Here is a 23133-nt window from a genome sequence, read left to right as displayed (position 1 = left end):
TGGACAAGAAGAAACCCCAGCTCACGGCCGGAAGGCCGGGAGCTGAGGTCAACTTCACACCGCGGTGCGCGGGGACGTGCGGGTCAGGCGACGATCAGGTAGATCCCGTACGCCACCGCGGCCGCGCACAGCGCGAAGCACAGGTACGCGCCGGTGCGGGCCAGGGCGGTGGTGCCCCCCGCGGCGGAGGTGCCCGCCTCGCCGCCGCCGGCGGTGCCCTGCCTGGACAGGCCGACGATGCCGAGGGTGAACAGGCCGACGAGTCCGACGGTCACGGCGAGGCTGACGCCGAAGACGGAGCCGAGGGCAGCCCAGTCGATGTGCATGGTGCTGGTTCCTTCCGGGGCCGGTGCGGCTGCCGCCGTCAGGCGGAGGCCTTGGCGGGGTCGGTGCCGGCGGCGGTCGTGGTCAGGCCCGCGGGCGGCGGGATGACGGCGGCGATGGCCGTGGTGATGACGCCCGGCTCCTCGGCGTCGTGGCCCTCGTTGACGTTGGTGTGGTCGACGGGCTTGCGGCGGGAGGCGATCCAGATCGCGGTGCACGCGGCGAGCGCCAGGACGGCGACCGTCGTGACACCCCAGTCGCCCTGGTCGGCGAGGAGCGCGGCGCCCGCCGCGACCAGGCCAGCGGCAGGGAGGGTGAGCCCCCACGCGGCGAACATCCGGCCCGCGGTGCTCCAGCGGACGACACCGCCCTTGCGGCCGACGCCGGCGCCCATGACGGAGCCGGAGCAGACCTGCGTGGTGGAGAGCGAGAAGCCGAGGTGCGAGGAGGCCAGGATGACGGTCGCGGCGCCGGTCTGGGCGGCGAAGCCCTGCGGCGGCTGGATGTCGGTGATGCCCTTGCCCATGGTGCGGATGATCCGCCAGCCACCGATGAAGGTGCCGAGCGCGATCGCCATGCCCGCCGAGACGATGACCCACAGCGGCGGGTCGGAGTCGGGCGCGACGACGTTGCCGGTGATCAGGGCGAGGGTGATGACACCCATGGTCTTCTGTGCGTCGTTGGTGCCGTGGGCGAGGGAGACGAGGCCGGCCGAGGCGATCTGCCCGGCCCGGTAGCCCTTGGCGGTGGCGGCCGGATCGGCGTTGCGGCCGATGCGGTAGGTCAGCCGGGTCGCCAGCATCGCGCCGACCCCGGCGACCACCGGGGCGCAGACGGCCGGGATCAGGACCTTCATGACGACCGCGTCACCGTTGACCGAGCTGAATCCGGCCGAGGCGACGGAGGCGCCGATGAGGCCGCCGAAGAGGGCGTGGGAGGAGCTGGAGGGGAGTCCCGCCAGCCAGGTCAGCAGGTTCCAGACGATCGCGCCGACGAGTCCCGCGAAGATCACCTCGGGCTTGATGCCCGCGCTCTCGTCGAGGATGCCGCCGGAGATCGTCTTCGCCACCTCGACGGAGAGGAAGGCGCCGACGAGGTTGAGCACGGCGGACATGGCCACCGCCGTCTTGGGCTTGAGTGCGCCAGTGGAGATGGTGGTCGCCATCGCATTGGCGGTGTCGTGGAAACCGTTCGTGAAGTCGAACACGAGTGCGGTAATGATCACGATTCCGATCAGGAGCGTGATGTGTTCCATTGACCCAGGCATTCGTTCGATCGGACAGTGGCGGTGGCGACCGTACGGAGTCTGGATGAACGGAAGGTGAACGAGGGGAGGCGCGGCGGTGCCGGTGCGTGCGGGGGGTGTGGCCCGGCCCCGGCCCCGGCCCCGAATCCGGCCTTTCGCGTGCTTCGACCACCCCTTTCCGGAGGTCCGGAAGAGATCCTGGTCACCCGGCGACGGCCCGCTCCGCGCGCCGCCTGGCGGCATGATCGGGGGCGTGCCGGCGGTGGTCCGTGCGCGTTCGTCTCGCGCCCTGCGGGCGCACAGCGGCTGGCTGCGGAGGGGAGCGTGGGGTGCCTCTCCTCGGCAGTGTGCGGGTGGGCTCGTGGCCGGGTGCAGGCACCGGGGCTGGGCGGGTTTCCGATACCTGGGTCTCACCCCACGAACAACCGGCCCCGCTCCGGCGCCTGAACCCCGGCCATGAACCGACCAGCGCACCGCAGACGGGACCCGGCCCCGTCCGCCCATCCGCAGCCCGCCGCTTCGCGCCCGAAGGGCGGGAGACGGCGGTACGACCGACCCACCGGCGCGGCACCCACCGGGCCGCACGTACCGGCCGAATCTCCCTAGGCCGTGTCGTCACATGCCCTCCCCCGACCTTCGGCCGGGGGTGCCCCCGCTCAGCGACGCCTGGCACGGTACTCCCCCAGCTGACGCTGGGAGGTGCCCCCACGCTCGCTGCGTTGTCGAATCGTCCGAGTAGCCCCCTACGAGGACGATCCTCCGCCTTGCGATGCACCGCACCTGGGGCCCCTCCCAGCGTCAGCCGGGGGAGCTCATGTGACGACACGGCCTAGCGGCGGCCCGAGATGCGGTCCGCGATGCGGGCCACCCGGTCGGTCTCCACGCTGCGTCCGGCCTGCTCGCGCCGGTCGGCGCCGCGGTAGGCCGCGTACAGCCCGTGCACCCCGATCCACCGGAAGGGCTCGGGCTCCCAGCGGCGCACGCGGTGGTGCACCCACGGCAGGGCCGTCAGCTCGGTTCCGTGCGCCTGGCCGGAGTCCATCTGCACGAGGTCCCGCAGCGTCCGCGCCGCGAGGTTCGCCGTGGCGACACCGCTGCCGACGTAGCCGCCCGCCCAGCCCAGGCCGGTGGAGCGGTCCAGCTCGACGGTCGCGCACCAGTCGCGCGGCACGCCGAGCACCCCGGACCAGGCGTGGTCGATGCCCACCTGCCCCGTCGCCGGGAAGAAGCGCACCAGGATCTCGCGGAGCGCCTCCACCGTCGCCGCCTGGGTGCGGCCGTCGTTGTCCGTGCGCGAACCGAAGCGGTACGGCACCCCGCGGCCGCCGATGGCGATCCGGTCGTCGGCGGTGCGCTGCGCGTACATGTACGCGTGCGCCATGTCGCCGAGCGCCTCCCGGCCCTCCCAGCCGATGGTGTCCCAGACCTCCCGCGGCAGCGGCTCCGTCACGACCATCGAGGAGTTCATCGGCAGCCACGCCCGCTTCTGGCCCTTGAGCGAGGCGGTGAAGCCCTCCGTGCAGCGCAGCACGTAGGGGGCGCGCACGGTTCCGAACGGCGTGACCGCGTGCTTCGGCCGGATCTCCGTCACCGGGGTCGACTCGTGGACGACGACCCCGAGCGCCTCCACCGTGCGGGCCAGTCCCTGCACCAGCTTCACCGGGTGGATACGCGCCCCGTGCGGTGTCCAGGTGCCGCCGGCCGTCCCGGCGACCCGGATCCGCGCGGCGGACTCGGCCGCGCCCAGCAGCAGGCGGTCCTTCTCGCCGAAGGCGACCTCCGTCTCGTGGAAGGCCCTGAGCCGGGCAAGTTGCGCGGGGGAGTGGGCGACCTCCAGCACCCCGCCCTTGTGGACGTCCGCGTCGATGCCCTCCTCGGCGGCGACCCGGATCACCTCGTCCACGGTCCCGTTCATCGCGCGCTGCAGCGCGACCGCGGCCTCCCGGCCGTGCAGCGCGGCGTAGCGGTCGCGGCCGGCGATCCCGTTGTACAGCCAGCCGCCGTTGCGGCCGGAGGCGCCGTAGCCGCAGAAGCGCTGCTCCAGGACGACGATCCGCAGGAAGGGCACGGCCTTCTTCAGGTAGTAGGCGGTCCACAGCCCGGTGTAGCCGCCCCCGACGATGCACACGTCCGCGGTGGTGTCCCCGGGCAGCGGTTCACGCGGTACCGGGAGGCCTGACTTCGCGTACCAGAAGGAGATGCCGCCGTTGACGGTGGTCATGGTGCCCCTGCAATTCGTATGCGTGCTCGGTCCGGAAGGTGTGCCGGGACGTTACTGTGCCCCGAGAGCGGGCGGCAACGGCCAACCTGTCAGGATCAGCGCTCGGAGGTGGCACGGATGTCGGTGCGGAACACGGTGGCGCGGGCCTGGGCGGACCTGGTGGACACGGCCCGCCGCTCCGTCGACGACGGTCTCGTGGTCGGCACGTCCGGCAACGTGTCGGTGCGGGTGGGCGACGACCTGGTGCTCGTCACCCCCAGCGGGGTGCCCTACCACCGCCTCGCCCCGGAGGACACGGTCGGGGTCGACCTGGACGGCAAGCAGGTGCTCGGCGCGCTGCGCCCGACGAGCGAGCTGGCGATGCATCTGGCGATCTACCGGCACACCGACGCGGGCGCCGTCGTCCACACCCACGCCGTGCACGCCACGGCCGTCTCCACGCTCCTCTACGAACTGCCCGCCATCCACTACATGGCGGCGGCCCTGGGCGGCCGGATACGCGTCGCCGACTACGCGACCTACGGCAGCGAGGAACTGGCCGCCAACGTCCTGCGCGCGCTCCGTGACCGCACGGGCTGCCTGCTGCGCAACCACGGCACCATCGTCTACGGCGACGACCTCGAGCAGGCCTACGACCGCACCGCCCAACTGGAGTGGATGTGCCAGGTGTGGCTCGCCGCCCGCTCGGTGGCCGGGTTCTCGCCCTCGCTGCTCTCCAAGCGTGAACTCGCCCGCGTCGCCGAGCGGCTGCGCCAGTACGGCCAGCCCGGGGACGAGGCGGAAGAGGAGCACGCGGGGGACGAGGGGCACGGGGTCCACGACGGCCCCGAGGTCCACGAGGAGCGCGCGCCCGGCCGCGCCGACGTCCCCCGGCCCCGCGAGGCCCACGAGGACGAGCGCGGCTGAGCCCGGACGGCTCCGCCCACTGGCCGCCCCGGGTGAGCGCGCGGAGACTGGAAGCGATGCGCCTCACCACGGCGGCGGCCCTCGCCGCCACGACAGCGTTCGGTGCCGGTGCGGCCGCGGTGGCGGCCGGGCGGCACGTCTCCGAGCTTGCCCTGAGGCCGAGCGCGAGCGGCGTCGACCCGGACCCGCTCACCGTCCACGCCGTGACCGGGCAGGACATCACCCTCACCCGGACCCTGGGCACCGTACGGCGCGGAGTGCACGGCCTGATTGCCGCAGGGGTGCACGTCACAGTCGGCGAGGTGCTCTCGACGGCCCCGGACTCCGTGACCCGTCGCCTGGTGCGGATCAACCGCGGCGGCGTCGCGCCGGGCGACACGCTTCGACTCACCCCGCAGGTGCACATAGGCACCCCTGGCTCGGCCCTCGGCCTGGAGTACCGGGACGCCGAGATCCCCGCCGAACTCGGCCTGCTGCCCGCCTGGTTCGTGCCCGGCGCCCGCGACACCTGGGTCGTGCTCGCACACGGCCTCGGCACCTCCCGCGAACTCGGCATGAACCTCATGGCGTTCCTGGCCAAACTGCGGCTGCCCGTCCTGGCGTTCTCCTACCGCAACGACGCCGGCGCGCCCTCCTCCTGGGACGGCATCGGCCACCTCGGCGACTCCGAATGGCGCGACCTCGACGCGGCCATGCGCTACGCGGTCCGGCACGGCGCGCGCCGGCTGGTGCTGCACGGCTGGTCCACCGGCGCGACGATGGCGCTCCGGGCGACCAGCCACTCCCCGCTGCGGGCCCTGGTGTCCGGGATGGTCCTGGACTCCCCGGTGCTCGACTGGCAGGACACGGTCCGCGCCGCTGCTGCCGCCCGGGGCGCGCCGCGGGTGCTGCTGCCGCTGGGCGTGCGCGCCACCGAGGGCCGCACCGGCCTGCACGCGGAGCGGATCGCCGAGGCCGCCCACCCGGAGCGGCTGGACGTCCCGGCGCTCGTCTTCCACGGGCCCGACGACACACTCGCCCCGTGGGGGCCGTCCCGCCAACTCGCCCGGCAGCGTCCGGACCTGGTCACGCTGCACGCCGTCAGCGGCGCGTCGCACGCGGCCATGTGGAACGCCAACCCCTCAACATACGAGGAGGCCCTCCGGCGCTTCCTCACGCCCCTCCTCTGAGCCCCTCCCTGCGTGGTCTTTATGTCCGTACAAAAGTGCATCTCTCCCGTCAATTCGGGCGGCGTCAATCACGGTACGGGGACGCTCGTTTGGGTTTCCGGGTGCTCACCCGCAAGACTGCTCCCGTGACGTCCCGTATTCCGCGAGACACTCCGCTGCGTCTTGTCCCGCGCAGGCCACTCGCCACCGCGCGCCGTGCCGCCACCACACGGCGAAGCCGCCCGCCGCGGCCGCCGGAGGGAATCCCGGCGCTGCCCGAGCTCGCCCGCAGGGCGCGCACCGAACTCTCGGACGCCGTAAGGCTGGCCCGCTGGGCCGACGCGGAGACCGGCGCCGCCGCCCCCGGGACCGCCGGGATACTGCGGGACCCCGACGTGCTGCGGGCCGTCGCCTCGCTGGGCCTGACGGAGCGGCAGGTACGCACGGCCTGGGACCGGGCCCGGCTGACCGGCCTGATCGAGCTGCACAAAGGAGGTGCCGCCCGACCCGGCTGGCGCCTGCGCGCCTGGGACCGCGACGACACCGCCGTGCTGCGCGGCTGGGTCGCGCTCTTCGACGCGTGGTCGCTGGCGCACCCGGCGGCGCTCGATCCGGAGTGCGCCGACGCCGACCCCTCGCTCGTCGCCGAGGTCGTGGAGGCCGCACCGCAACTGCTCTCCCTGCTCCACCTCTCCTCCGGTCCGGTCGCCGTGGCCGTGCTGCTGGACCTGTTGCGGCAGCGTGTGGCCGAGCTACGCGCGGAGCGCCACGAGCCCCCGGCCGACGGCGGCCGCGACGAACTGCCCGCGCTGCTGGACTGGACGCTGGACGCGCTCGCCCGTGTCGGCGCCCTCAGGCCCCGCGACCCGGCCCGCCCCGGCGAGGTCACCATCACCGCGCTCGGCAGCTGGGCGGTGTGGGTGAAGCTGGAGCAGATCTGCGTCGCCGCGCAGGGCCCCGCCGGGCACTTCGAGCACTCCGCCGAGGAGATGCTCAAGGCGTGCATCGGGATGGCGCCCGGAGCCGCCCGCGACGAGTACAAGGCCTGGCTTGCGGCCCGCCCGGTGGCCCAGGCGGTGGGCGAGTTCCTGGACGTGGCGCGCGGCGACGACGCCCTGCTGCGCGCCCTGGCCTTCGAGGCGCTGCGCGTCGTCGGCGGCCCCGCGGAGCCGTCCGTCCGCCATGTGGTCGACGAGGCCGGTATGCGGCCCTACGCGCTGCTCTGGCTCGCCGAGCACGAGGGAGCGGACCCGGAGGACGTCGCCGCGCTGCTCACCCGCGAGGAGTCCACCTGGCTCTGGGTGGACACCGCCGCGGCCGTGGCCGACCACGGCGAGAGCCACCTGCTGGTGAGCCATCTCGAGACGGCCGTCCAGGGCTCGGTCACCCGCCTGCTGGAGGAGCTGCGTCACGCCGGGCACCCCCGCACCGTCCAGGTGCTGGTCGCCCTCGCCGCCGCGCACCCCGACCCCGCCCTGTCCAAGATGATCCGCCGGGCCGCCTTCCAGGTGCACACCGGGGGAGAGTGACGGGGAGCCGCCCCAGGGCTACTCCGGTATCCGCGGCACATAGGTGCCGAAGGACCAGAGGTTGCCCTCCGGGTCGCGGGCCGTGTAGTCCCGCGACCCGTAGTCCTGGTCGGTGAGCGGCAGCACGACCTCCGCCCCGGCGGCGACGGCGCGCTCGTGGTGGGCGTCGGTGTCCTGCACGGCCACGTACACCGACGCGGCGCCCAGGTCCGAGGCGATCCGGCTGAACGCGGTGCCCGACCGCTCGCTGCCGAGCATCACCACGCCGTTGCCGTACGCCAGTTCCGCGTGCTCCACCACGCCGTTCTCGTCCTCGTACACCGCGACCTCGGTGAAGCCGAAGGCCTCCTTGAGGAAGGCGACGGCGGCCTTCGCGTCCTTGTAGCGCAGCGTCGGACAGACGGTGGGCGCGGTTGCCTCGGCGGCCATGACGATCACTCTCCCCTTCCGGACCTGACGTCCTGTGTGACGTGGATCCCAGTCTGGCAGGGGGGTCCGACAATGGCCCCGCGCGCGGACATTCCACCCGGTCAGCGCTGGAAGGTGTCGCAGTGGCCGGGGTCACCGGTGTCCAGCCCGGTCGTGAACCACTGCTGGCGCTGCGCCGACGAGCCGTGGGTCCAGGACTCCGGGGTCACCCTGCCCTGCGTCCGGGACTGGATCGCGTCGTCGCCGACCGCCGCGGCCGCGTCCAGCCCCCGGCGGATGTCCTCCTCGTCGAGTGCGCTGATCATCGGACTGCCCGTGTCCTCGTCCAGGGTGCGTGTGGCGTTGTGCGCCCACACGCCCGCGTAGCAGTCGGCCTGCAGCTCCACGCGCACCGAGTTGCTGCTCGGACCGGTGAGCCGGTCCTGCGCCTTGCCCAGCGTCCCCACGAGGTCCTGCACGTGGTGCCCGTACTCGTGGGCGACGACGTAGCTCTCGGCGAACGGGCCGCCCTCCGCGCCGAAGCGGCTGCTCAGGGTCGAGAAGAAGTCCAGGTCCAGATAGACCTTGCGGTCCACGGGGCAGTAGAAGGGCCCCGACGCGGGGTCCGCGACCCCGCACCCGGTGCGGAGGGGCTGGTCGAAGAAGACGGTGGGAGCGGGCTCGTAGGTCATGCCGCGCTTGCGGAACTCCGACGCCCAGTACGCCTGCACGTTGTTGATCACCGCGACCATGCGGCACTCCTGGCGGGCGTTGGCGTCCGCGCCGGTGCGGCAGCCGGCGGCGAGGTCCGAGCCCGACGTGGTGCCCGGGGCCCGGCCCGGCGGATCGGAGGAGAGCCCCAGCTGGTCGGGGCTGATGCCGAAGATGAGCCCGATCACCACGACGATCAGCCCGGCGAGACCACCACCCACCATCTTGCCCCGCGGCCTGCCGCCGAGTCGTCCGCCGCTTCGCCGGTCCTCCACCTGGGACGTGTCGAGCGATGCGTCGTCGTCGAACTGCATACCTCCGATTATCGGCTGCTTCGTCCCGCCCGGCCCGTCGCGGCCGCCGTCGAAGCCGCCGTCGCAGCCGCCGTCGTGACCGGCCGGGCGGACCCGCCCCGGCCCGCCCGAAAACCGCTTGCCGGGCACCCGTGCCGCCCCCGGTAGACTGGAGACATGGCAGTGATCCTCACGCATTAGACGGCGTCCGACCGCGACCACCGCGCATCCACGCCCGACTGCCGTCCGACACTCCCAGGAGCTTCTTCCCGTGATTACTGCCACCGGCATCGAGCTGCGCGCCGGAGCCCGCGTCCTCATCGAGTCCGCCTCCTTCCGCATCGCCCGCGGCGACCGCGTCGGCCTGGTCGGCCGCAACGGCGCCGGCAAGACCACCCTCACCAAGGTGCTCGCGGGCGAGGGCCTGCCCGCCGCCGGCACCGTGACGCGCTCCGGTGAGGTCGGTTATCTGCCCCAGGACCCGCGCACCGGCGACCTCGACGTCCTGGCCCGCGACCGCATCCTGTCCGCCCGCGGCCTGGACACCGTCCTGCGCAAGATGCGCGAGAACGAGGACCGGATGGCCAACGGCAAGGGCGCCACCCGCGACAACGCGATGAAGAAGTACGCCCGCCTGGAGACCGAGTTCCTCACCAAGGGCGGTTACGCCGCCGAGGCCGAGGCCGCCACCATCGCCGCCGCCCTGGGCCTGCCGGACCGCGTGCTCGCCCAGCCGCTGCACACCCTCTCCGGTGGTCAGCGCCGCCGCGTCGAGCTGGCGCGCATCCTCTTCTCGGACGCCGACACCCTGCTGCTGGACGAGCCGACCAACCACCTCGACGCCGACTCCATTGTGTGGCTGCGGGACTTCCTCAAGACCTACCGCGGCGGCTTCATCGTCATCTCCCACGACATCAACCTGGTCGAGACGGTCGTCAACAAGGTCTTCTACCTGGACGCCAACCGCTCCCAGATCGACGTCTACAACATGGGCTGGAAGCAGTACCTCACCCAGCGCGAGGCCGACGAGAAGCGCCGCAAGCGCGAGCGCGCCAACGCCGAGAAGAAGGCCGCGACCCTCAACGCCCAGGCCGACAAGATGCGCGCCAAGGCCACCAAGACCGTCGCCGCCCAGAACATGGCCCGCCGCGCCGACAAGCTGCTGTCCGGGCTGGAGGCGGTGCGGCAGTCCGACAAGGTCGCCAAGCTGCGCTTCCCGGACCCCGCGCCCTGCGGCAAGACCCCGCTGACGGCCGAGGGGCTGTCGAAGTCGTACGGCTCGCTGGAGATCTTCACCGACGTCGACCTGGCCATCGACAGGGGCTCCCGGGTCGTCATCCTGGGCCTCAACGGCGCCGGCAAGACCACCCTGCTGCGGCTGCTGGCGGGGGTGGAGCAGCCGGACACCGGCGAGGTCGTCCCGGGCCACGGCCTCAAGCTCGGCTACTACGCCCAGGAGCACGAGACCCTCGACGCCGACCGGACGGTCCTGGAGAACATGCGCTCGGCGGCGCCGGACATGGACCTGGTCGCCATCCGCAAGATCCTCGGCTCGTTCCTCTTCTCCGGCGACGACGTCGACAAGCCCGCCGGCGTGCTCTCCGGCGGTGAGAAGACCCGGCTCGCGCTGGCCACCCTGGTCGTCTCCAGCGCCAATGTGCTGCTGCTCGACGAGCCCACCAACAACCTCGACCCGGCAAGCCGCGAGGAGATCCTCGGCGCGCTGCGCACCTTCTCGGGCGCTGTCGTCCTCGTCACCCACGACGAGGGCGCGGTGGAGGCGCTGCAGCCCGAGCGGATCATCCTGCTGCCCGACGGCGTCGAGGACCTGTGGGGCCAGGACTACGCCGACCTCGTCGCGCTCGCCTGATCCTTCCGGGGCCCGCGGCCGATCATCCGTGTGGATCACTCCACTGGATCATTCGGCCGACGGGTGATCCTTCATCTGTGTGAGACCGGCTCGTACTCCGGCGCGGGAACGTGCGAAATACCGGACGTACGGATGGATCAGCCGCGTCACATGGGGAAACTCCTTACCGGCCCAGGTGACCTGCCCTTTCTCCGCCGCGCTCCGGAGGGAGCCGGGGAAGGCTGTGCGGAATGCCGGATTCCACCCGTCCGGCGCCGGGTGTCCGCGTCAACAGGGCGCCAAATGTTGTCGCACGGACCTTGCCGAATGGGTGGCCAGGAAGTCTCCTAGGGGTGATCATGAGAGTCACAGAGCGCACTTCCCTAGAGGAGGCACGGGTGGCCGAGACTCTGAAGAAGGGCAGCCGGGTGACCGGCGCCGCGCGCGAGAAGCTCGCGGCAGACCTCAAGAAGAAGTACGACGGTGGAGCAAGCATCCGGGCGCTGGCCGAGGAGACCGGCCGCTCGTACGGCTTCGTCCACCGGATGCTCAGTGAGTCCGGCGTGACCCTGCGCGGTCGCGGCGGAGCGACACGGGGCAAGAAGGTTTCCACGGCCTGACACACGGCCGGGCGCCTAGCGCGGCGGCCCGGAGGCGTGGCGGGACCACCCGGTCGCGGGGACGGCCGACCGGGTGGTTACTCTTCGGTAATCCAGACTGCGGATCGCCAGGAGGTGCCCGATGTCCGACCCCACTGTGCTGCTGGAACGCGACGGCGTCCGACTCGTGACGGAGGATTCCGTCGCCACCGTCACGCTCTGCAACGCGGCCAAGCGCAACGCCCAGTCGCCCGCCCTGTGGCGGGCGCTGGTCGAGGCCGGCCGGCTGCTTCCGGGCAGCGTTCGGGTCGTCGTGCTGCGCGCGGAGGGCGTGTCCTTCTCCGCGGGGCTGGACCGGCAGGCCTTCACGCCCGAGGGATTCGACGGCGAGCCGTCGTTCGTCGATCTCGCGCGGGCTCCCGGGGGCGAACTCGACGCGACGATCGCCGAGTACCAGGCGGCGTTCACCTGGTGGCGGCGGAACGACGTCGTCACCATCGCCGCCGTGCAGGGGCACGCCATCGGGGCGGGCTTCCAGTTGGCCCTCGCCTGCGACCTGCGCGTCGTCGCCGACGACGTGCAGTTCGCCATGCGCGAGACCAGCCTGGGCCTGGTCCCCGACCTCGCCGGAACCAAGCCGCTGACCGAACTGGTCGGCTACGCCCGGGCGCTGGAGATCTGCGCCACGGGCCGCTTCGTCGACGCGGAGGAGGCCTGCGCCGTCGGCCTGGCCAACGTCGCCGTCCCGGCGGCCGAACTGGACGCCACTGTCAAGGACCTGGCGGGCGCTCTGCTGGCCGCGCCGCGCGACGCGGTGATCGAGACCAAGGCCCTGCTGCGCGAGGCCTCGGGCCGTACGTACGAGGAACAGCGCGTGGCCGAGCGCGCCGCGCAGGGCCGCCGGCTGCGGGACCTGGCGGGCGTGGGGGAGTAGCGGCGGCGCCGGGCCCCTGGTCCATGGCCTCAGTGCCCGGCGATGTCGGTGACCACGACGGTCGTGACGTCCTGCGTCACGGCCGTCACCGCCATGGCCACGGCCCGTCCGACGTCCAGGGCGCGGTGGCCGGCGTCCACGGCGATCTGCACCTGGGACGGATGGCGCTGTCCGCCGAGCCGGGAGGTCAGCCCGGCTACCCCGGGCACCGCCGCCGCGGCGCGGCCCGCGGTGGTGGTGGTCCGTCCGCCCTCCGGCGGGTCGACGGGCTCGGTGGGGAGCGCCACCCGGGCGCCGCCCTCCTCCAGCAGTCCGGTGACGGTCAGGTCGACCGCCTCCGTCTCCAGACCCACGTCCTCGGTCGCCGCCCGCCACAGCGCGTCGCGCAGCCGTCCGGCCGAGTCGGGCAACGGGCGTTCCGGGGTGGCCTCGAAGCCCGCCTCCACGCGCAGCGGCCGCCTGGGCAGCGCCCCGGACGGCGCCGACTCCGCCGGCAGCCCGGCCGCGTCACCCGGCTCGCCGCCCGAGCCGCCCGAGCCGTCCGAGCCGCCCGGACCATCCGGCCCATCCGCTCCGCCGGGCCCGTCCGCCGTGCCGATGCGCAGCGCGCCCAGGCGGATCCCGGGCACCGCGCCGGCCGCCGCGCGCAGTACGCCGGCCGCCGCCCGCTCGGTGACCCACACCGTGTCCCCGGGCCCGCCGAGCGGGAGCACCCGGCCCAGCCCGAGTTGCCGGCGCACCGCTCGAGCCAGCCGGTCCGCGCTCATCGGCCGTCGCCTCCCTCCGGCGCGCGCGTCCGCGCGCGCCGCCATCGTGGCCCTGATCGCTGCATCCTCACGGCGCGACGGGGCATGCCCACATAGTGTGGTGCACGGAGCAGCCCGTACCGCTCCCGCCGTCGGAAACCCGAAGGGACGAGGTGCGATGACCGAGACCGCTCAGCAGCCGGAGGAGCGGGGCCGGACCCTGGAGAAGGGGACCAGCCCGGCCGGCAACGGCACGTCAGGTCGGCGGGCGCCCCTGGGCGATCCCGCGACGCGCGGGCGGACCACCATCGCGGACGGCGTGGTCGAGAAGATCGCCGGGCTCGCGGCCCGCGACGTGGAGGGCGTGCACGCCCTCGGCTCCGGTGTCTCGCGCGGCTTCGGCGCGGTCCGCGACCGGGTGCCCGGCGGCAGGTCGGTGACCCGGGGGGTGCGGGCCGAGGTGGGCGAGGTGCAGGCGGCCCTCGACCTGGACATCGTGGTGGACTACGGGGTCTCGATCGTGGCGGTCGCCCACGGGGTGCGCGAGAACGTCATCGCGGCCGTGGAGCGGATGACCGGGCTCGAGGTCATCGAGGTCAACATCGCGGTGGGCGACGTCAAGCTCCCTGACGACACGGACGACGACGACCAGGAGCAGCGGGTCCAGTGACGGGCCCCGGGAGGGAAACAGGGAGCGGACGATGAGCATGGCCGTGCTCGGCTTGATCGTCGGGATGGCGCTCGGATTCGCCGGGTACTTCGGCGGGTTCGCGGCCTTCCTGCTGGTGGCGGCACTTGGCGCCGTGGGGTTCGTGGTCGGCCGGTTCCTCGACGGCGACCTGGAGCCCGGGGAGTTCTTCCGCAGTCGTGACCGGAGGCGGTGAGCCACGCAGATGACGGCCACGGCGCCGAACTCCCCCGTCCAGCCCCTCGTCCCCGAAGAGCGCGGCTCGCTCCGCCTCGCCGACCGCGTGCTGGCGAAGATCGCCTCCCAGGCGGCCCGCGAGGCCCTCGCCGACGCCCCCGGCCGGGAGTACGTGCCGCGCGGCGCGCGTCCCCAGGCGAGCGTCTCCGCCGTCCGCGAGCAGGTGTACGTCAGGCTCTCCGTCGAACTCGGCTACCCGGTGGACATCGCCGGGGTGTGCCGGTCGGTGCGCCGCCATGTCGCCTCCCGCGTCGAGGAGTCGACCGGTTTCACGGTCCTCGGGGTGACCGTCGAGGTCGAACGCCTGCACTCGCGGGCCAGCCACATCGTGGAGGAGGCGAGGGTCCGGTGAGCGGACTCGGCCCGTCGCCCCTCCCGCCGCGCCCCCGTTCCCGCCCGCGGCGCTTCTGGTCCCCGCGCCGCCTCCCCGCCGCGATCACCGCCGCCCTGCTGGCCGTCGTGGCCGGACTGCTGCTCTACGACATCGCCGCGGTACGTGCCGGCCGGCCCGGGATGGCCTGGCGCCGCAACCTCGCCGACCAACTGGCCACCCGCCCGCTGGACGACCCGTGGATCCTCACCGTGGCCTGCGTGGCGGTCGTGCTCGGGCTGTGGCTGCTCGTCCTCGCCGTCACCCCCGGGCTCCGCGACGTGCTCGCCATGCGCGAGGGAACGGCCCCCGTACGGGCCGGGCTCGACCGCCACGCCGCCGAACTCACCCTGCGCGACCGCGCGGTGGAGGTCTCCGGGGTGCGATCGGCGCGCGTCACCGTCACCCGCCGCACCGCCACGGTGCGCGCCGTGGTCGCCTTCCGGGAGACGGAGGCGGTCCGCGCCGATCTCGCCGCCGCCCTGGCCGAGGCCATGGAACAGCTGGGCCTGGCCCGGCCGCTGGGCCTCGCGCTGCACGTCCGCCGTATGGGAGAGGGGTGAGGCGCGGTGCGCGCCACCGTCAATCGCGTCGTCCTCGTGCTCACCGGGCTGGTCCTGGTGCTGGCCGGCGCCGTCGTGCTGTGCTCCGCGACGGGTCTGCTGCACCACCCGTACACCGGCCGGGACGACGTGCTGCTCAGTGCGGGCGACCGGACCCGTTACGAGGACACCTCCTGGTGGTGGCCCGTCATGATCGGCGTGCTGACCCTGGTCGTGCTGTGCGCCCTGTGGTGGCTGCTCGCCCAGGTGCGCGACCGCAGGCTGCGCCGGCTCGCGGTGGACGCCGCCGACGACGGCACGGCGCTGCTGCGCGGGCGCGCCCTGGAGGAGATCATCGCCGCCGACGCCGAGCAGCTGCACGGCGTCGACCACGCCACCACCGCGCTCATGGGCACGCCCACCGCGCCCCGTGCCCGGCTGCAGCTCGCCCTGTCGCCGAACGCCGTCCCCGGCGACGTCCTCGCCGAACTCGACTCCGCGGTCCTGGACCGCGCCCGCGTCAGCACCGGCCTGCCCCTGCTCCCCGCCGAGGCCCGGCTGCGCGCCGTCAGCCACCGCGCGGCCCGCGTCAGCTGACCGCGCCGGGGCCGGACCTCCTCGGCGACCGGGTCCTGAGGGGGATGGGAGGCTCTAGAAGCCGCCGCGCGCCCCGCCGTCCACCGGAAGCATGATCCCCGTCAGATAGGACGCCGCGGGTGACATCAGGAAGGCGGCGGCGCGGCCGAACTCCTCCGGGGTGCCGTAGCGGCGCAGCGGGATGCGCTCGCTGAGGCGGGCGCGGGCGGCCTCCGCGTCGCCGGTGAGGGCGTCGAGCTCACGGACGCGGTCGGTGTCGATCCGGGAGGGCAGCAGCCCCACCACGCGGATGCCGCGCGGCCCCAGCTCGTCGGCCAGGCTCTTGGCGTATCCCGCCAGGCCCGGCCGCAGGCCGTTGGAGACCACGAGCCCGGGGATCGGTTCGTGCACCGAGCCGGAGAGCACGAAGCCGATGACGCCGCCCTCGCCGAGTTCGTCGGCGGCCGCCCGGGACAGTCGTACGGCCCCGAGGAAGACGGACTCGAACGCGTCCCGCCACTGGTCGTCGCCGATGACGTCGGTGCCGCCCGCCGGCGGGCCGCCCACGCTGACGAGGAGGCCGTCGAGCCTGCCGAACGCCCTGCGGGCGGCGGCGATCAGCCGCTCCGGAGCCTGCGGTTCGGCGTTGTCGGCGACGACGCCGGTGGCCCGCTCGGCGCCGCCCAGCGCCGCGACGGCGGCGGCGACCGACTCCTTGCGGCGGCCGCCGACGACCACCCGTGCGCCGTCGGCCGCCAGTTCCCGCGCGGCGGCGAAGCCCAGCCCGCGGGTCGCGCCCGTGACGACGTACACCCTGTCCCTCAGCCCGAGATCCATGGCCTTATCGTGCCCGGTCGCGGCCGGAGAGCGTGAGCGCGGTGTTGACGAGTCCGATGTGGCTGAACGCCTGAGGGAAGTTGCCCAGTTGGCGCCGCTCGACCGGGTCCCACTCCTCCGCCAGCAGACCGACGTCGTTGCGCAGGCCCAGCAGCCGTTCGAACAGGGCGCGTGCCTCGTCGGTGCGGCCGATGCGGTGCAGCGCGTCGGCGAGCCAGAACGAGCAGGCCAGGAAGGCGCCTTCACCGCCGGGCAGCCCGTCCACGCTGCTGTCCTCCAGGGTGTAGCGGCGGACGAAGCCGCCGTGGTCCAGTTCGCGGCGCACCGCGTCCACCGTGCCGACCACCCGGCTGTCGGTGACGGGCAGGAAGCCGACCTGCGGGATGAGCAGGGTCGCCGCGTCCAGTTCCTTGGAGCCGTAGTACTGCGTGAAGGTGTTGCGCTCCCGGTCGAAGCCCTTGCGGCACACCTCGCGGTGCACCTCGCTGCGCATCGCCCGCCAGGAGTCCGCGTCGCCGGACAGATGCGGCAGGCCCTCCAGGGTGCGCACCGCCCGGTCGGCGGCCGCCCAGGCCATCACCTTGGAGTGCACGAAGTGCTGCCGGTCGCCGCGCACCTCCCACAGGCCCTCGTCGGGCTCGCGCCACTTGCTCTCCAGGAAGTCCATCAGTGTGCGCTGCACCGCCCAGGCGTGCGGTTCGTCGCGCAGCCCGAAGCTGCGGGCCAGGAACAGCGAGTCGAGGACCTCGCCGTAGACGTCGAGCTGGAGCTGCTTGGCGGCGGCGTTGCCGGTCCGCACTGGCAGGGACGCCTCGTACCCGGCCAGCCAGTCCAGCTCCTCCTCGGGCAGCCGGCGCTCGCCCGCCAGCCCGTACATGATCTGGAGGTCGGCCGGGTCGCCGGCGACGGCGCGCAGCAGCCAGTCGCGCCAGTGGTAGGCCTCCTTGAGATAGCCGGTCTCGACCAGCACGTTCAGGGTGAGCGTCGCGTCGCGGAGCCAGCAGAAGCGGTAGTCCCAGTTCCGCACCCCGCGGATCTCCTCCGGCAGCGAGGAGGTGGCGGCCGCGACGATGCCGCCGCTGGGCGCGTACGTGAGCGCCTTGAGGGTGATCAGCGAGCGCAGCACCGCGTCCCGCCAGGGACCGGCGTAGCGGCACTTGGCCGACCAGGACTCCCAGTCCGCGCAGCTCTGCTCCAGTGCCCGGAAGGGGTCGATCAGGCGTGGCCGGCTCTCGTGCGAGGGGTGCCAGGTCAGGACGAAGGCGATCCGCTCGCCCTCGGCGACGGCGAAGTCCGCGTGGGTCGCGAAGCCCTTGCCGTACATGGGCACCTGGGGTAGGGAGCGCAGCCACACCGAGTCCGGCCCCGCGATCGCGACGCGGTGGCCGTCGGTGCGGCGCATCCAGGGGACGACCCGCCCGTAGTCGAAGCGCAGCCGCAGCTCGCTGGCCATCGCCACGCGCCCGCGTACGCCCTCGACGATGCGCATGACGTCCGGCGCGCGATCGCGCTGCGGCATGAAGTCGATCACCTTGGCGGTGCCGTCGCGAGTCTCCCACACGCTCTCCAGCACCAGGGTGCCGTCGCGGTACGAGCGGTGCGTGCAGGGCTCCCCGTGCCGGGCCGCGGCCGGGGCGATCCGCCAGTTGCCGTTGTCCTCGTCGCCCAGCAGCGCGGCGAAGCAGGCGGAGGAGTCGAAGCGCGGCAGGCAGAGCCAGTCGATGGAGCCGCTCCTGGAGACCAGCGCGACGGTCTGCAGGTCGCCGATGATCGCGTAGTCCTCGATCAGTGCCGCCACGGTCGGCCTCCGTCTCTCCCTCTTACGAGGGTCCCTGCTCTACGAGGGTGCCCCCGGCGCTAGGGCGACGCGACCGCAGCGGCGACCGGCTCGGCCGTACCGCCCGCCTCCCGCGCCGCCGCGTCGCGGGCGGCGAGCCGCTCCCGACGCTCCCGGCGGACGAGGATGACCCAGCCGACCGGCACCATGGCGGTGAAGAGCCACCACTGGATCGCGTACCCCATATGCATGCCGATGCTGCTGTGGTCGGGGTCCGGGATCAGCTCGGGCTGCCGCCCGGAGGGCTTGGGAGAGGTTGTCTCCAGCTCGATGTAACCGCCGACCGGCCGCTCCGCCGCGGGCAGCTCCTCGGCCACCAGGGCGCTGTTGATCAGCATGATCATGCGGTCGGGCAGCCCGCCCTTGTTCCGGATGCCGGTCGCCGCCGTCGTCTCGTCCGGGCGCAGCCGGCCGGTGACGGTGACGTCGCCGGACGGGGCCGCGGGGACCTTCGGGAGCTTCGTCAGATCGGTACCGGCAGGGATCCAGCCCCGGTTGACCAGCACCGACCGCCCGTCGGCCAAGACCAGCGGGGTGATCACGTGGTAGCCGATGCTGTCGCCGTCGGCGGCGGTGCGCTGGCGGGCGACGACCTCGTGGGCGGTGTCGTAGCGCCCGGTCGCGGTGACGGTGCGGTAGACCTCCCGCTTCGGCACGGCCGCGCCGGGGGCGGTCAGCGACTCCACCGGGGCGGGCTTCGCCCCGAGGTTGTCCGCGATCAGGTGGTTGCTGGCCACCCGGCGCTCGTGGCGGTGCATCTGCCAGAAGCCCAGCTCGACCATGGTGGGCATCAGGAGCAGTGCGATGAGGGTGAGGATCACCCACTGCCGGGACAACAGGAAGCGGTACACCCCACGACCGTACAACTCGGTCGCGGGGCGCTCCGCGGAGGGGTCGGGCGGCGCCGCCGCGCACCCGCCGGGATCAGCGCCCGCCGGGGGTCAGCCGCCGCCGGGCAGCGAGCCGACCCGGTCGATGATGCCGCTGCGGCCCTCGGCCTTCGAGCAGTGGCCGCCGCAGTACCAGTGGCCGTCGACCTCGACCCCGTGGCCGACGATCCGTACCCGGCAGTGCTCGCAGATCGGGGCCATCCGGTGGATGGCGCACTCGAAGCTGTCGAAGACGTGCACGGCCCCCTGGGCGTGCACTTCGAAGCTCATCACATAGTCGTTTCCGCATACTTCGCATCGGGCCATGAGGCCCAGGGTGCGGTCCGGGCCCCGGCGCGGCAATCGGTGACCGGGTGCGTCGCGGGCGCACCACTCGAACGGCGGTGTCAGCCGTGCACGTCGGGCGCGGGGGCGACGTCGCCCAGCAGGTCGGCGAAGCGGCGCTCGCCGACCACCGGGGTGCCGAGCTGCCGGGCCCGTACGGTCTTCGTGGTGAGCGAGTCCGGGTCGTTGGTCACCAGGAGGCTGGTCAGCCGGCTCACCGAGGACGACACGTGCAGACCCGCCTCGGTGGCGCGGTCCTCCAGCAGTTCGCGGTCGATGCTCGTGTCGCCCGAAAAGGCGACCCGCATTCCCTGGACCAGTGGTCCCCCGGACTCCAGCCGCCCCGGGTTGGGGTAGGGGCAGGGCGGCCGCCTCCGCGCGGGCCGCCAGCTCATCGGCCGGTAGGTGTTGCGGTAGCCCGCGGAGGCCGACTGCCCGGGGACGGCCGTGTCGATCCACTCCGTCAGCGGACGGCAGGCGTGCAGCGGCAGCCGGAGTCCGCCCGCCGCGGCTTGCCGCAGACTGGGACGGAACACCTCCGCCAGCACGCGGGCGTCGTCCAAGGCGTGGTGGGCGCGCTGCTGGACCACGCCGAAGTGCGCGGCCAGGGACTCCAGCTTGTGGTTGGCCAGCGGCAGCGCCAGCGCCTTGGAGAGCACGATGGTGCACAGCCGGTGCTCCACGGGCGCCACGGTGCCCGCCCGCGCGAACTCCCGGGCCAGCATGGACCAGTCGAAGACCGCGTTGTGGGCGACGAACACCCGGCCCGACAGCCGGTCCGCCAGCTCTGCGGCGACCTCGCCGAAGAGCGGGGCGTCCGCCAGCATGTCCGAGGTGAGGCCGTGGATCCACACCGGGCCCGGGTCCCGCTGCGGGTTGACGGGGGTGTACCAGTGGTCCTGCACCTCGCCGTGCGCGTCCAGCCGGTAGACGGCCGCGGACACTATCCGGTCGTCGCGGCCGAGGCCGGTGGTCTCGACGTCCACGACGGCGTATCCGTCGGGGTAGGCCTCTGGCCACGACGGTTGCGGAAGCTGGGGCGCGTGCATGGAGGAACACAATACGGGCGGCCACCGACAGTCCCCGCCGCCACCCGCCCCTGGCGCACCGTCGGATGCCCCCGTGGGCGGTCCGTCCGGGGGCGCTGCGGCGGGCGTGTGACGCTTCGGTCCGGCCGGTCAACCACCCGCCGTACGGCTCCGGTCGGGCTCGCGCACCGCCGCGGCGGCCGGCCCGGCGGACCTCCTCGGATACCCCCGGGTAGAACCGATCGGTAACGACCTCTGGCCGTGGCCGCCAGGCGCCCTTAAGGTGCGCGCATGCCGCAACTGCCCGATGCCGTGATGTGGTCCATACCCGCGTTCGTGCTGCTCACCGTCGTGGAGCTGATCAGTTACCGCATCCATCCCGACGAGGACGCCGCCGGGTACGCCGCCAAGGACACCGCGACGAGCCTGTCGATGGGACTCGGCAGCCTGTTCTTCGACTTCCTCTGGAAGATCCCGATCGTCGTGGTCTACACCGCCGTGTACGAGTTCACCCCGCTCCGGGTGCCCGTGGACTGGTGGACGATCCCGCTGATGCTGCTCGCGCAGGACTTCTTCTACTACTGGCAGCACCGCGGTCACCATGTGATCCGCATCCTCTGGGCGAGCCACGTGGTGCACCACTCCAGCCGGAAGTTCAACCTCTCCACCGCGCTGCGCCAGCCCTGGACCGGCATGACGTCATGGGTGTTCTACCTGCCGGTGATCGCCTGCGGGGTGCACCCTGCGGCACTGGCGTTCTGTTCCTCGCTCAGCCTGGTCTACCAGTTCTGGATCCACACCGAGCGCATCGACAGGATGCCCCGCCCGGTCGAGTTCGTCCTCAACACCCCCTCGCACCACCGCGTGCACCACGCCTCGCAGGGCGGCTACCTGGACCGCAACTTCGGCGGCATCCTGATCGTCTGGGACCGGTTGTTCGGTTCCTTCGCCGCGGAGGGCGAGCGGCCGGTGTTCGGGCTCACCAAGAACATCACCACGTTCAACCCGCTGCGGGTGGCCACCCACGAGTACGCCGCCATCGCCCGTGACGTCGCCGCCGCCCGCACCTGGCGCGACCGCGCGGGCCACGTCCTGCGCGGTCCCGGCTGGCGGCCGCGGGGCGAGGAGCCCGCGGCGTGACGCGCGAGCGCGCCGCCCGCGCGGCGACGGCGGCCTTCGCGGTGGTGGCCGCGGCCCACCTGGCGGCGCAGCTCGCGGGGTCCGCGACGGCCGGCCACCTCACCAAGCCCGTCCTGGTGCCGCTGCTCGCGGCCTGCGCGGTGCTGCGCGGCGGCCCCCGGCTGCTGGTGGCCGCGCTGCTGTGCGGCTGGGCGGGGGACGTGCTGCTGCAGCTCGACGGGGACACGTCCTTCCTCCTCGGGATGGGCGCGTTCGCGGCCGGGCACGTCTGCTACCTCACACTTTTCACCGCCGGCGGGGCCTTCGCCGACCGGCGGCGCGCGGCCCGCACGGCGGCCGGCTACGCGGTCGTGTGGCTCGCCGCGCTCGTGGTGGTGTGGCCGGGTCTGCCCTCCGGGCTGCGCGTGCCGGTCGCCGCGTACAGCCTGCTGCTGACGGCGATGGCGGCCGGCGCGGCGGCGCTCGGCCCGCGGGCTACGGCGGTGGGCGGGGCGCTCTTCCTGCTCTCCGACACCCTGCTCGCGACCCGGCTCGCCGACCTCCCGCAGCTCCCGGCGGCCGACTTCTGGATCATGCTCGGCTACCTCGCCGCGCAGTTCCTGCTCTCCACCGGCCGGTACGGTGGTACGACCCCGTTCGAACAACCGCCGAGGACGACTTCGTATGCGCGCCACCGTGATCCACGCCCCCCACGACATCCGGGTGGAGGAGGTGCCGGACCCGGCGGTGCGGCGGCCCACCGACGCGGTGGTGCGCGTGGTGCTGGCCTGCATCTGCGGCAGCGACCTGTGGGCGTACCGTGGCGAGTCGGCCCGTGAGCCGGGACAGCGCATCGGGCACGAGTTCCTCGGCGTCGTCGAGGAGACCGGCTCCCAGGTGTCCGGGCTCAGGCCCGGCGACCTGGTCGTCTCCCCCTTCGTGTGGTCCGACGGCACGTGCGACTACTGCGCGGAGGGCCTGACGACCTCCTGCCCGGCCGGCGGTTTCTGGGGCCAGGTCGGCTCCGACGGCGGCCAGGGCGAGGCCGTACGCGTCCCGTTCGCGGACGCCACCCTGGTGCGGCTGCCCGCCGAGGCGCTGTCCGACGACCGCCTGCTGGCGAGTCTGCTCACCCTCTCCGACGTGCTGGGCACCGGCCACCACGCCGCCGTCGGCGCCGGTGTGCGGCCCGGGGCCACCGTCGCGGTCGTGGGGGACGGCGCGGTCGGCCTGTGCGGGGTGCTCGCCGCGCGGCGGCTCGGCGCGGAGCGGATCATCGCCCTCGGCCGGCACGAGGCCCGCACCGCCATCGCCCGTACCTTCGGTGCCACCGACGTCGTCGCCGAGCGCGGCGAGGCGGCCGTCGAGGCGGTCCGCGAACTGACCGGCGGCCACGGCGCCCACGCGGTCATCGAGGCCGTCGGAACCGAGCAGTCGATGCGCACCGCGGTCGCCGTCACGCGCGACGGAGGTGCCGTCGGCTACGTCGGCGTCCCGCACGGCAGCGCCACCGGCCTCGACCTGAGCGACATGTTCGACCGCAACGTCTCCCTGCGCGGCGGCGTCGCCCCGGTGCGCACCTACATCCCCGAACTACTCCCGGACATCCTCGACGGGACGATCGACCCCTCCCCGGTCTTCGACCTCACCGTTGGCCTGGACGGCGTCCCGGGCGGCTACAAGGCGATGGACGAGCGCATCGCGCTGAAGGTCCTCGTCAAGGCCTGACCCCGTCCCGGACAGCGGCCCGGACAGCGGCTCAAACAGATGG

General features: G+C 73.4%; 24 protein-coding genes and 1 pseudogene. 14 read left to right on the top strand and 11 right to left on the bottom strand.

Annotated features, from left to right (window positions below):
• Window positions 1-83: 83 nt before the first annotated feature.
• The 3 genes from PV342_RS17720 to PV342_RS17710 all read right to left on the bottom strand — a co-directional run bounded on the left by PV342_RS17720 (window position 84) and on the right by PV342_RS17710 (window position 3791).
• Complete coding sequence (locus tag PV342_RS17720; RefSeq protein WP_018560621.1) at window positions 84-326, bottom strand: hypothetical protein; 243 nt, start codon at window positions 324-326, stop codon at window positions 84-86.
• Window positions 327-364: 38 nt separating this feature from the next.
• Window positions 365-1579: an inorganic phosphate transporter gene (locus PV342_RS17715; RefSeq protein ID WP_386997030.1), complete on the bottom strand. Its 1215-nt coding sequence runs from the start codon at window positions 1577-1579 to the stop codon at window positions 365-367.
• An 820-nt stretch (window positions 1580-2399) separates the two neighbouring features.
• A complete protein-coding gene (locus tag PV342_RS17710; protein ID WP_400801860.1) occupies window positions 2400-3791 on the bottom strand; it encodes an NAD(P)/FAD-dependent oxidoreductase in 1392 nt (463 codons plus the stop codon).
• Between the two features lie 117 nt (window positions 3792-3908).
• Between PV342_RS17710 and PV342_RS17705 the strand changes: the two are divergent.
• The 3 genes and pseudogenes from PV342_RS17705 to PV342_RS17695 form a co-directional block, all read left to right on the top strand.
• Window positions 3909-4556: pseudogene (locus PV342_RS17705) on the top strand (class II aldolase/adducin family protein); the annotation flags it as partial.
• A gap of 197 nt (window positions 4557-4753) precedes the next feature.
• Window positions 4754-5866, top strand: a complete 1113-nt coding sequence (locus PV342_RS17700; RefSeq protein ID WP_400801858.1) for an alpha/beta hydrolase family protein — start codon at window positions 4754-4756, stop codon at window positions 5864-5866.
• Window positions 5867-5991: 125 nt separating this feature from the next.
• On the top strand, window positions 5992-7374 hold the full coding sequence (locus PV342_RS17695) for a hypothetical protein (protein WP_500317820.1): 1383 nt from the start codon (window positions 5992-5994) through the stop codon (window positions 7372-7374).
• Between the two features lie 18 nt (window positions 7375-7392).
• On the opposite strand, the gene PV342_RS17690 is transcribed toward PV342_RS17695, so the two are convergent.
• Complete coding sequence (locus PV342_RS17690) at window positions 7393-7803, bottom strand: VOC family protein (RefSeq protein ID WP_329188585.1); 411 nt, start codon at window positions 7801-7803, stop codon at window positions 7393-7395.
• Between the two features lie 101 nt (window positions 7804-7904).
• On the bottom strand, window positions 7905-8807 hold the full coding sequence (gene ypfJ / locus PV342_RS17685; RefSeq protein ID WP_018560614.1) for a KPN_02809 family neutral zinc metallopeptidase: 903 nt from the start codon (window positions 8805-8807) through the stop codon (window positions 7905-7907).
• A gap of 250 nt (window positions 8808-9057) precedes the next feature.
• On the opposite strand from ypfJ, the gene PV342_RS17680 reads away from it, so the two are divergent.
• The 3 genes from PV342_RS17680 (at window position 9058) to PV342_RS17670 (ending at window position 12168) form a co-directional block, all read left to right on the top strand.
• Complete coding sequence (locus PV342_RS17680; protein WP_329188587.1) at window positions 9058-10656, top strand: ABC-F family ATP-binding cassette domain-containing protein; 1599 nt, start codon at window positions 9058-9060, stop codon at window positions 10654-10656.
• Window positions 10657-11033: 377 nt separating this feature from the next.
• Window positions 11034-11255 (top strand): helix-turn-helix domain-containing protein, encoded by a 222-nt coding sequence (locus PV342_RS17675; protein ID WP_018560612.1) that lies wholly within the window; start codon window positions 11034-11036, stop codon window positions 11253-11255.
• Between the two features lie 121 nt (window positions 11256-11376).
• Window positions 11377-12168 carry an enoyl-CoA hydratase/isomerase family protein gene (locus tag PV342_RS17670; RefSeq protein WP_400801853.1) on the top strand — a complete coding sequence of 264 codons (792 nt, stop codon included), beginning with the start codon at window positions 11377-11379 and terminating at the stop codon, window positions 12166-12168.
• A gap of 29 nt (window positions 12169-12197) precedes the next feature.
• Here the strand turns inward: PV342_RS17670 and PV342_RS17665 are convergent, their stop codons facing one another.
• Window positions 12198-12935 carry a hypothetical protein gene (locus tag PV342_RS17665; RefSeq protein ID WP_400801851.1) on the bottom strand — a complete coding sequence of 246 codons (738 nt, stop codon included), beginning with the start codon at window positions 12933-12935 and terminating at the stop codon, window positions 12198-12200.
• A gap of 157 nt (window positions 12936-13092) precedes the next feature.
• On the opposite strand from PV342_RS17665, the gene PV342_RS17660 reads away from it, so the two are divergent.
• From PV342_RS17660 to PV342_RS17640, 5 genes are read left to right on the top strand one after another with little or no spacing between them, the layout of a single operon-like run.
• Window positions 13093-13584 carry an Asp23/Gls24 family envelope stress response protein gene (locus PV342_RS17660; protein WP_326577112.1) on the top strand — a complete coding sequence of 164 codons (492 nt, stop codon included), beginning with the start codon at window positions 13093-13095 and terminating at the stop codon, window positions 13582-13584.
• A 31-nt stretch (window positions 13585-13615) separates the two neighbouring features.
• Window positions 13616-13798: a hypothetical protein gene (locus tag PV342_RS17655; protein WP_018560608.1), complete on the top strand. Its 183-nt coding sequence runs from the start codon at window positions 13616-13618 to the stop codon at window positions 13796-13798.
• 9 nt (window positions 13799-13807) lie between these two features.
• Window positions 13808-14191: an Asp23/Gls24 family envelope stress response protein gene (locus PV342_RS17650; protein WP_386997044.1), complete on the top strand. Its 384-nt coding sequence runs from the start codon at window positions 13808-13810 to the stop codon at window positions 14189-14191.
• Window positions 14188-14772 (top strand): DUF6286 domain-containing protein, encoded by a 585-nt coding sequence (locus PV342_RS17645; RefSeq protein ID WP_500317817.1) that lies wholly within the window; start codon window positions 14188-14190, stop codon window positions 14770-14772. The genes PV342_RS17650 and PV342_RS17645 overlap by 4 nt, the downstream gene beginning before the upstream one ends.
• A gap of 6 nt (window positions 14773-14778) precedes the next feature.
• Window positions 14779-15348: an Asp23/Gls24 family envelope stress response protein gene (locus PV342_RS17640; RefSeq protein WP_400801844.1), complete on the top strand. Its 570-nt coding sequence runs from the start codon at window positions 14779-14781 to the stop codon at window positions 15346-15348.
• A gap of 54 nt (window positions 15349-15402) precedes the next feature.
• Here the strand turns inward: PV342_RS17640 and PV342_RS17635 are convergent, their stop codons facing one another.
• From PV342_RS17635 to PV342_RS17615, 5 genes are all read right to left on the bottom strand, one after another.
• Entirely contained in the window at window positions 15403-16164 is a 762-nt protein-coding gene (locus tag PV342_RS17635) for an SDR family oxidoreductase (RefSeq protein ID WP_500317816.1), read from the bottom strand.
• Between the two features lie 4 nt (window positions 16165-16168).
• A complete protein-coding gene (locus PV342_RS17630) occupies window positions 16169-17962 on the bottom strand; it encodes a glycoside hydrolase family 15 protein (protein WP_500317814.1) in 1794 nt (597 codons plus the stop codon).
• 59 nt (window positions 17963-18021) lie between these two features.
• Entirely contained in the window at window positions 18022-18852 is an 831-nt protein-coding gene (locus PV342_RS17625; RefSeq protein ID WP_400801837.1) for an SURF1 family cytochrome oxidase biogenesis protein, read from the bottom strand.
• A 90-nt stretch (window positions 18853-18942) separates the two neighbouring features.
• On the bottom strand, window positions 18943-19197 hold the full coding sequence (locus PV342_RS17620) for a metallothionein (RefSeq protein ID WP_089222209.1): 255 nt from the start codon (window positions 19195-19197) through the stop codon (window positions 18943-18945).
• A gap of 80 nt (window positions 19198-19277) precedes the next feature.
• Entirely contained in the window at window positions 19278-20264 is a 987-nt protein-coding gene (locus PV342_RS17615; protein ID WP_500317812.1) for a DEDDh family exonuclease, read from the bottom strand.
• Between the two features lie 270 nt (window positions 20265-20534).
• Here PV342_RS17615 and PV342_RS17610 point away from each other — a divergent pair, with 270 nt between their 5' ends.
• Genes PV342_RS17610 through PV342_RS17600 form a run of 3 tightly spaced genes read left to right on the top strand, consistent with a single transcriptional unit; the run spans window position 20535 to window position 23090 of the window.
• Window positions 20535-21383, top strand: coding sequence for a sterol desaturase family protein (locus tag PV342_RS17610; protein ID WP_329188598.1), 849 nt, complete (start codon window positions 20535-20537; stop codon window positions 21381-21383).
• On the top strand, window positions 21380-22201 hold the full coding sequence (locus tag PV342_RS17605; RefSeq protein WP_500317810.1) for a lysoplasmalogenase: 822 nt from the start codon (window positions 21380-21382) through the stop codon (window positions 22199-22201). The genes PV342_RS17610 and PV342_RS17605 overlap by 4 nt, the downstream gene beginning before the upstream one ends.
• Window positions 22086-23090: a zinc-dependent alcohol dehydrogenase family protein gene (locus tag PV342_RS17600; RefSeq protein WP_400802180.1), complete on the top strand. Its 1005-nt coding sequence runs from the start codon at window positions 22086-22088 to the stop codon at window positions 23088-23090. The genes PV342_RS17605 and PV342_RS17600 overlap by 116 nt, the downstream gene beginning before the upstream one ends.
• Window positions 23091-23133: the final 43 nt, after the last annotated feature.

The sequence above is a fragment of the Streptomyces sp. PA03-3a genome, assembly GCF_033792735.1.
In the GTDB taxonomy this organism is placed as follows: domain Bacteria; phylum Actinomycetota; class Actinomycetes; order Streptomycetales; family Streptomycetaceae; genus Actinacidiphila.
The sequence above is the reverse complement of the archived record's forward strand: the minus strand, read 5'-3'. Positions and strand labels throughout refer to the sequence as shown.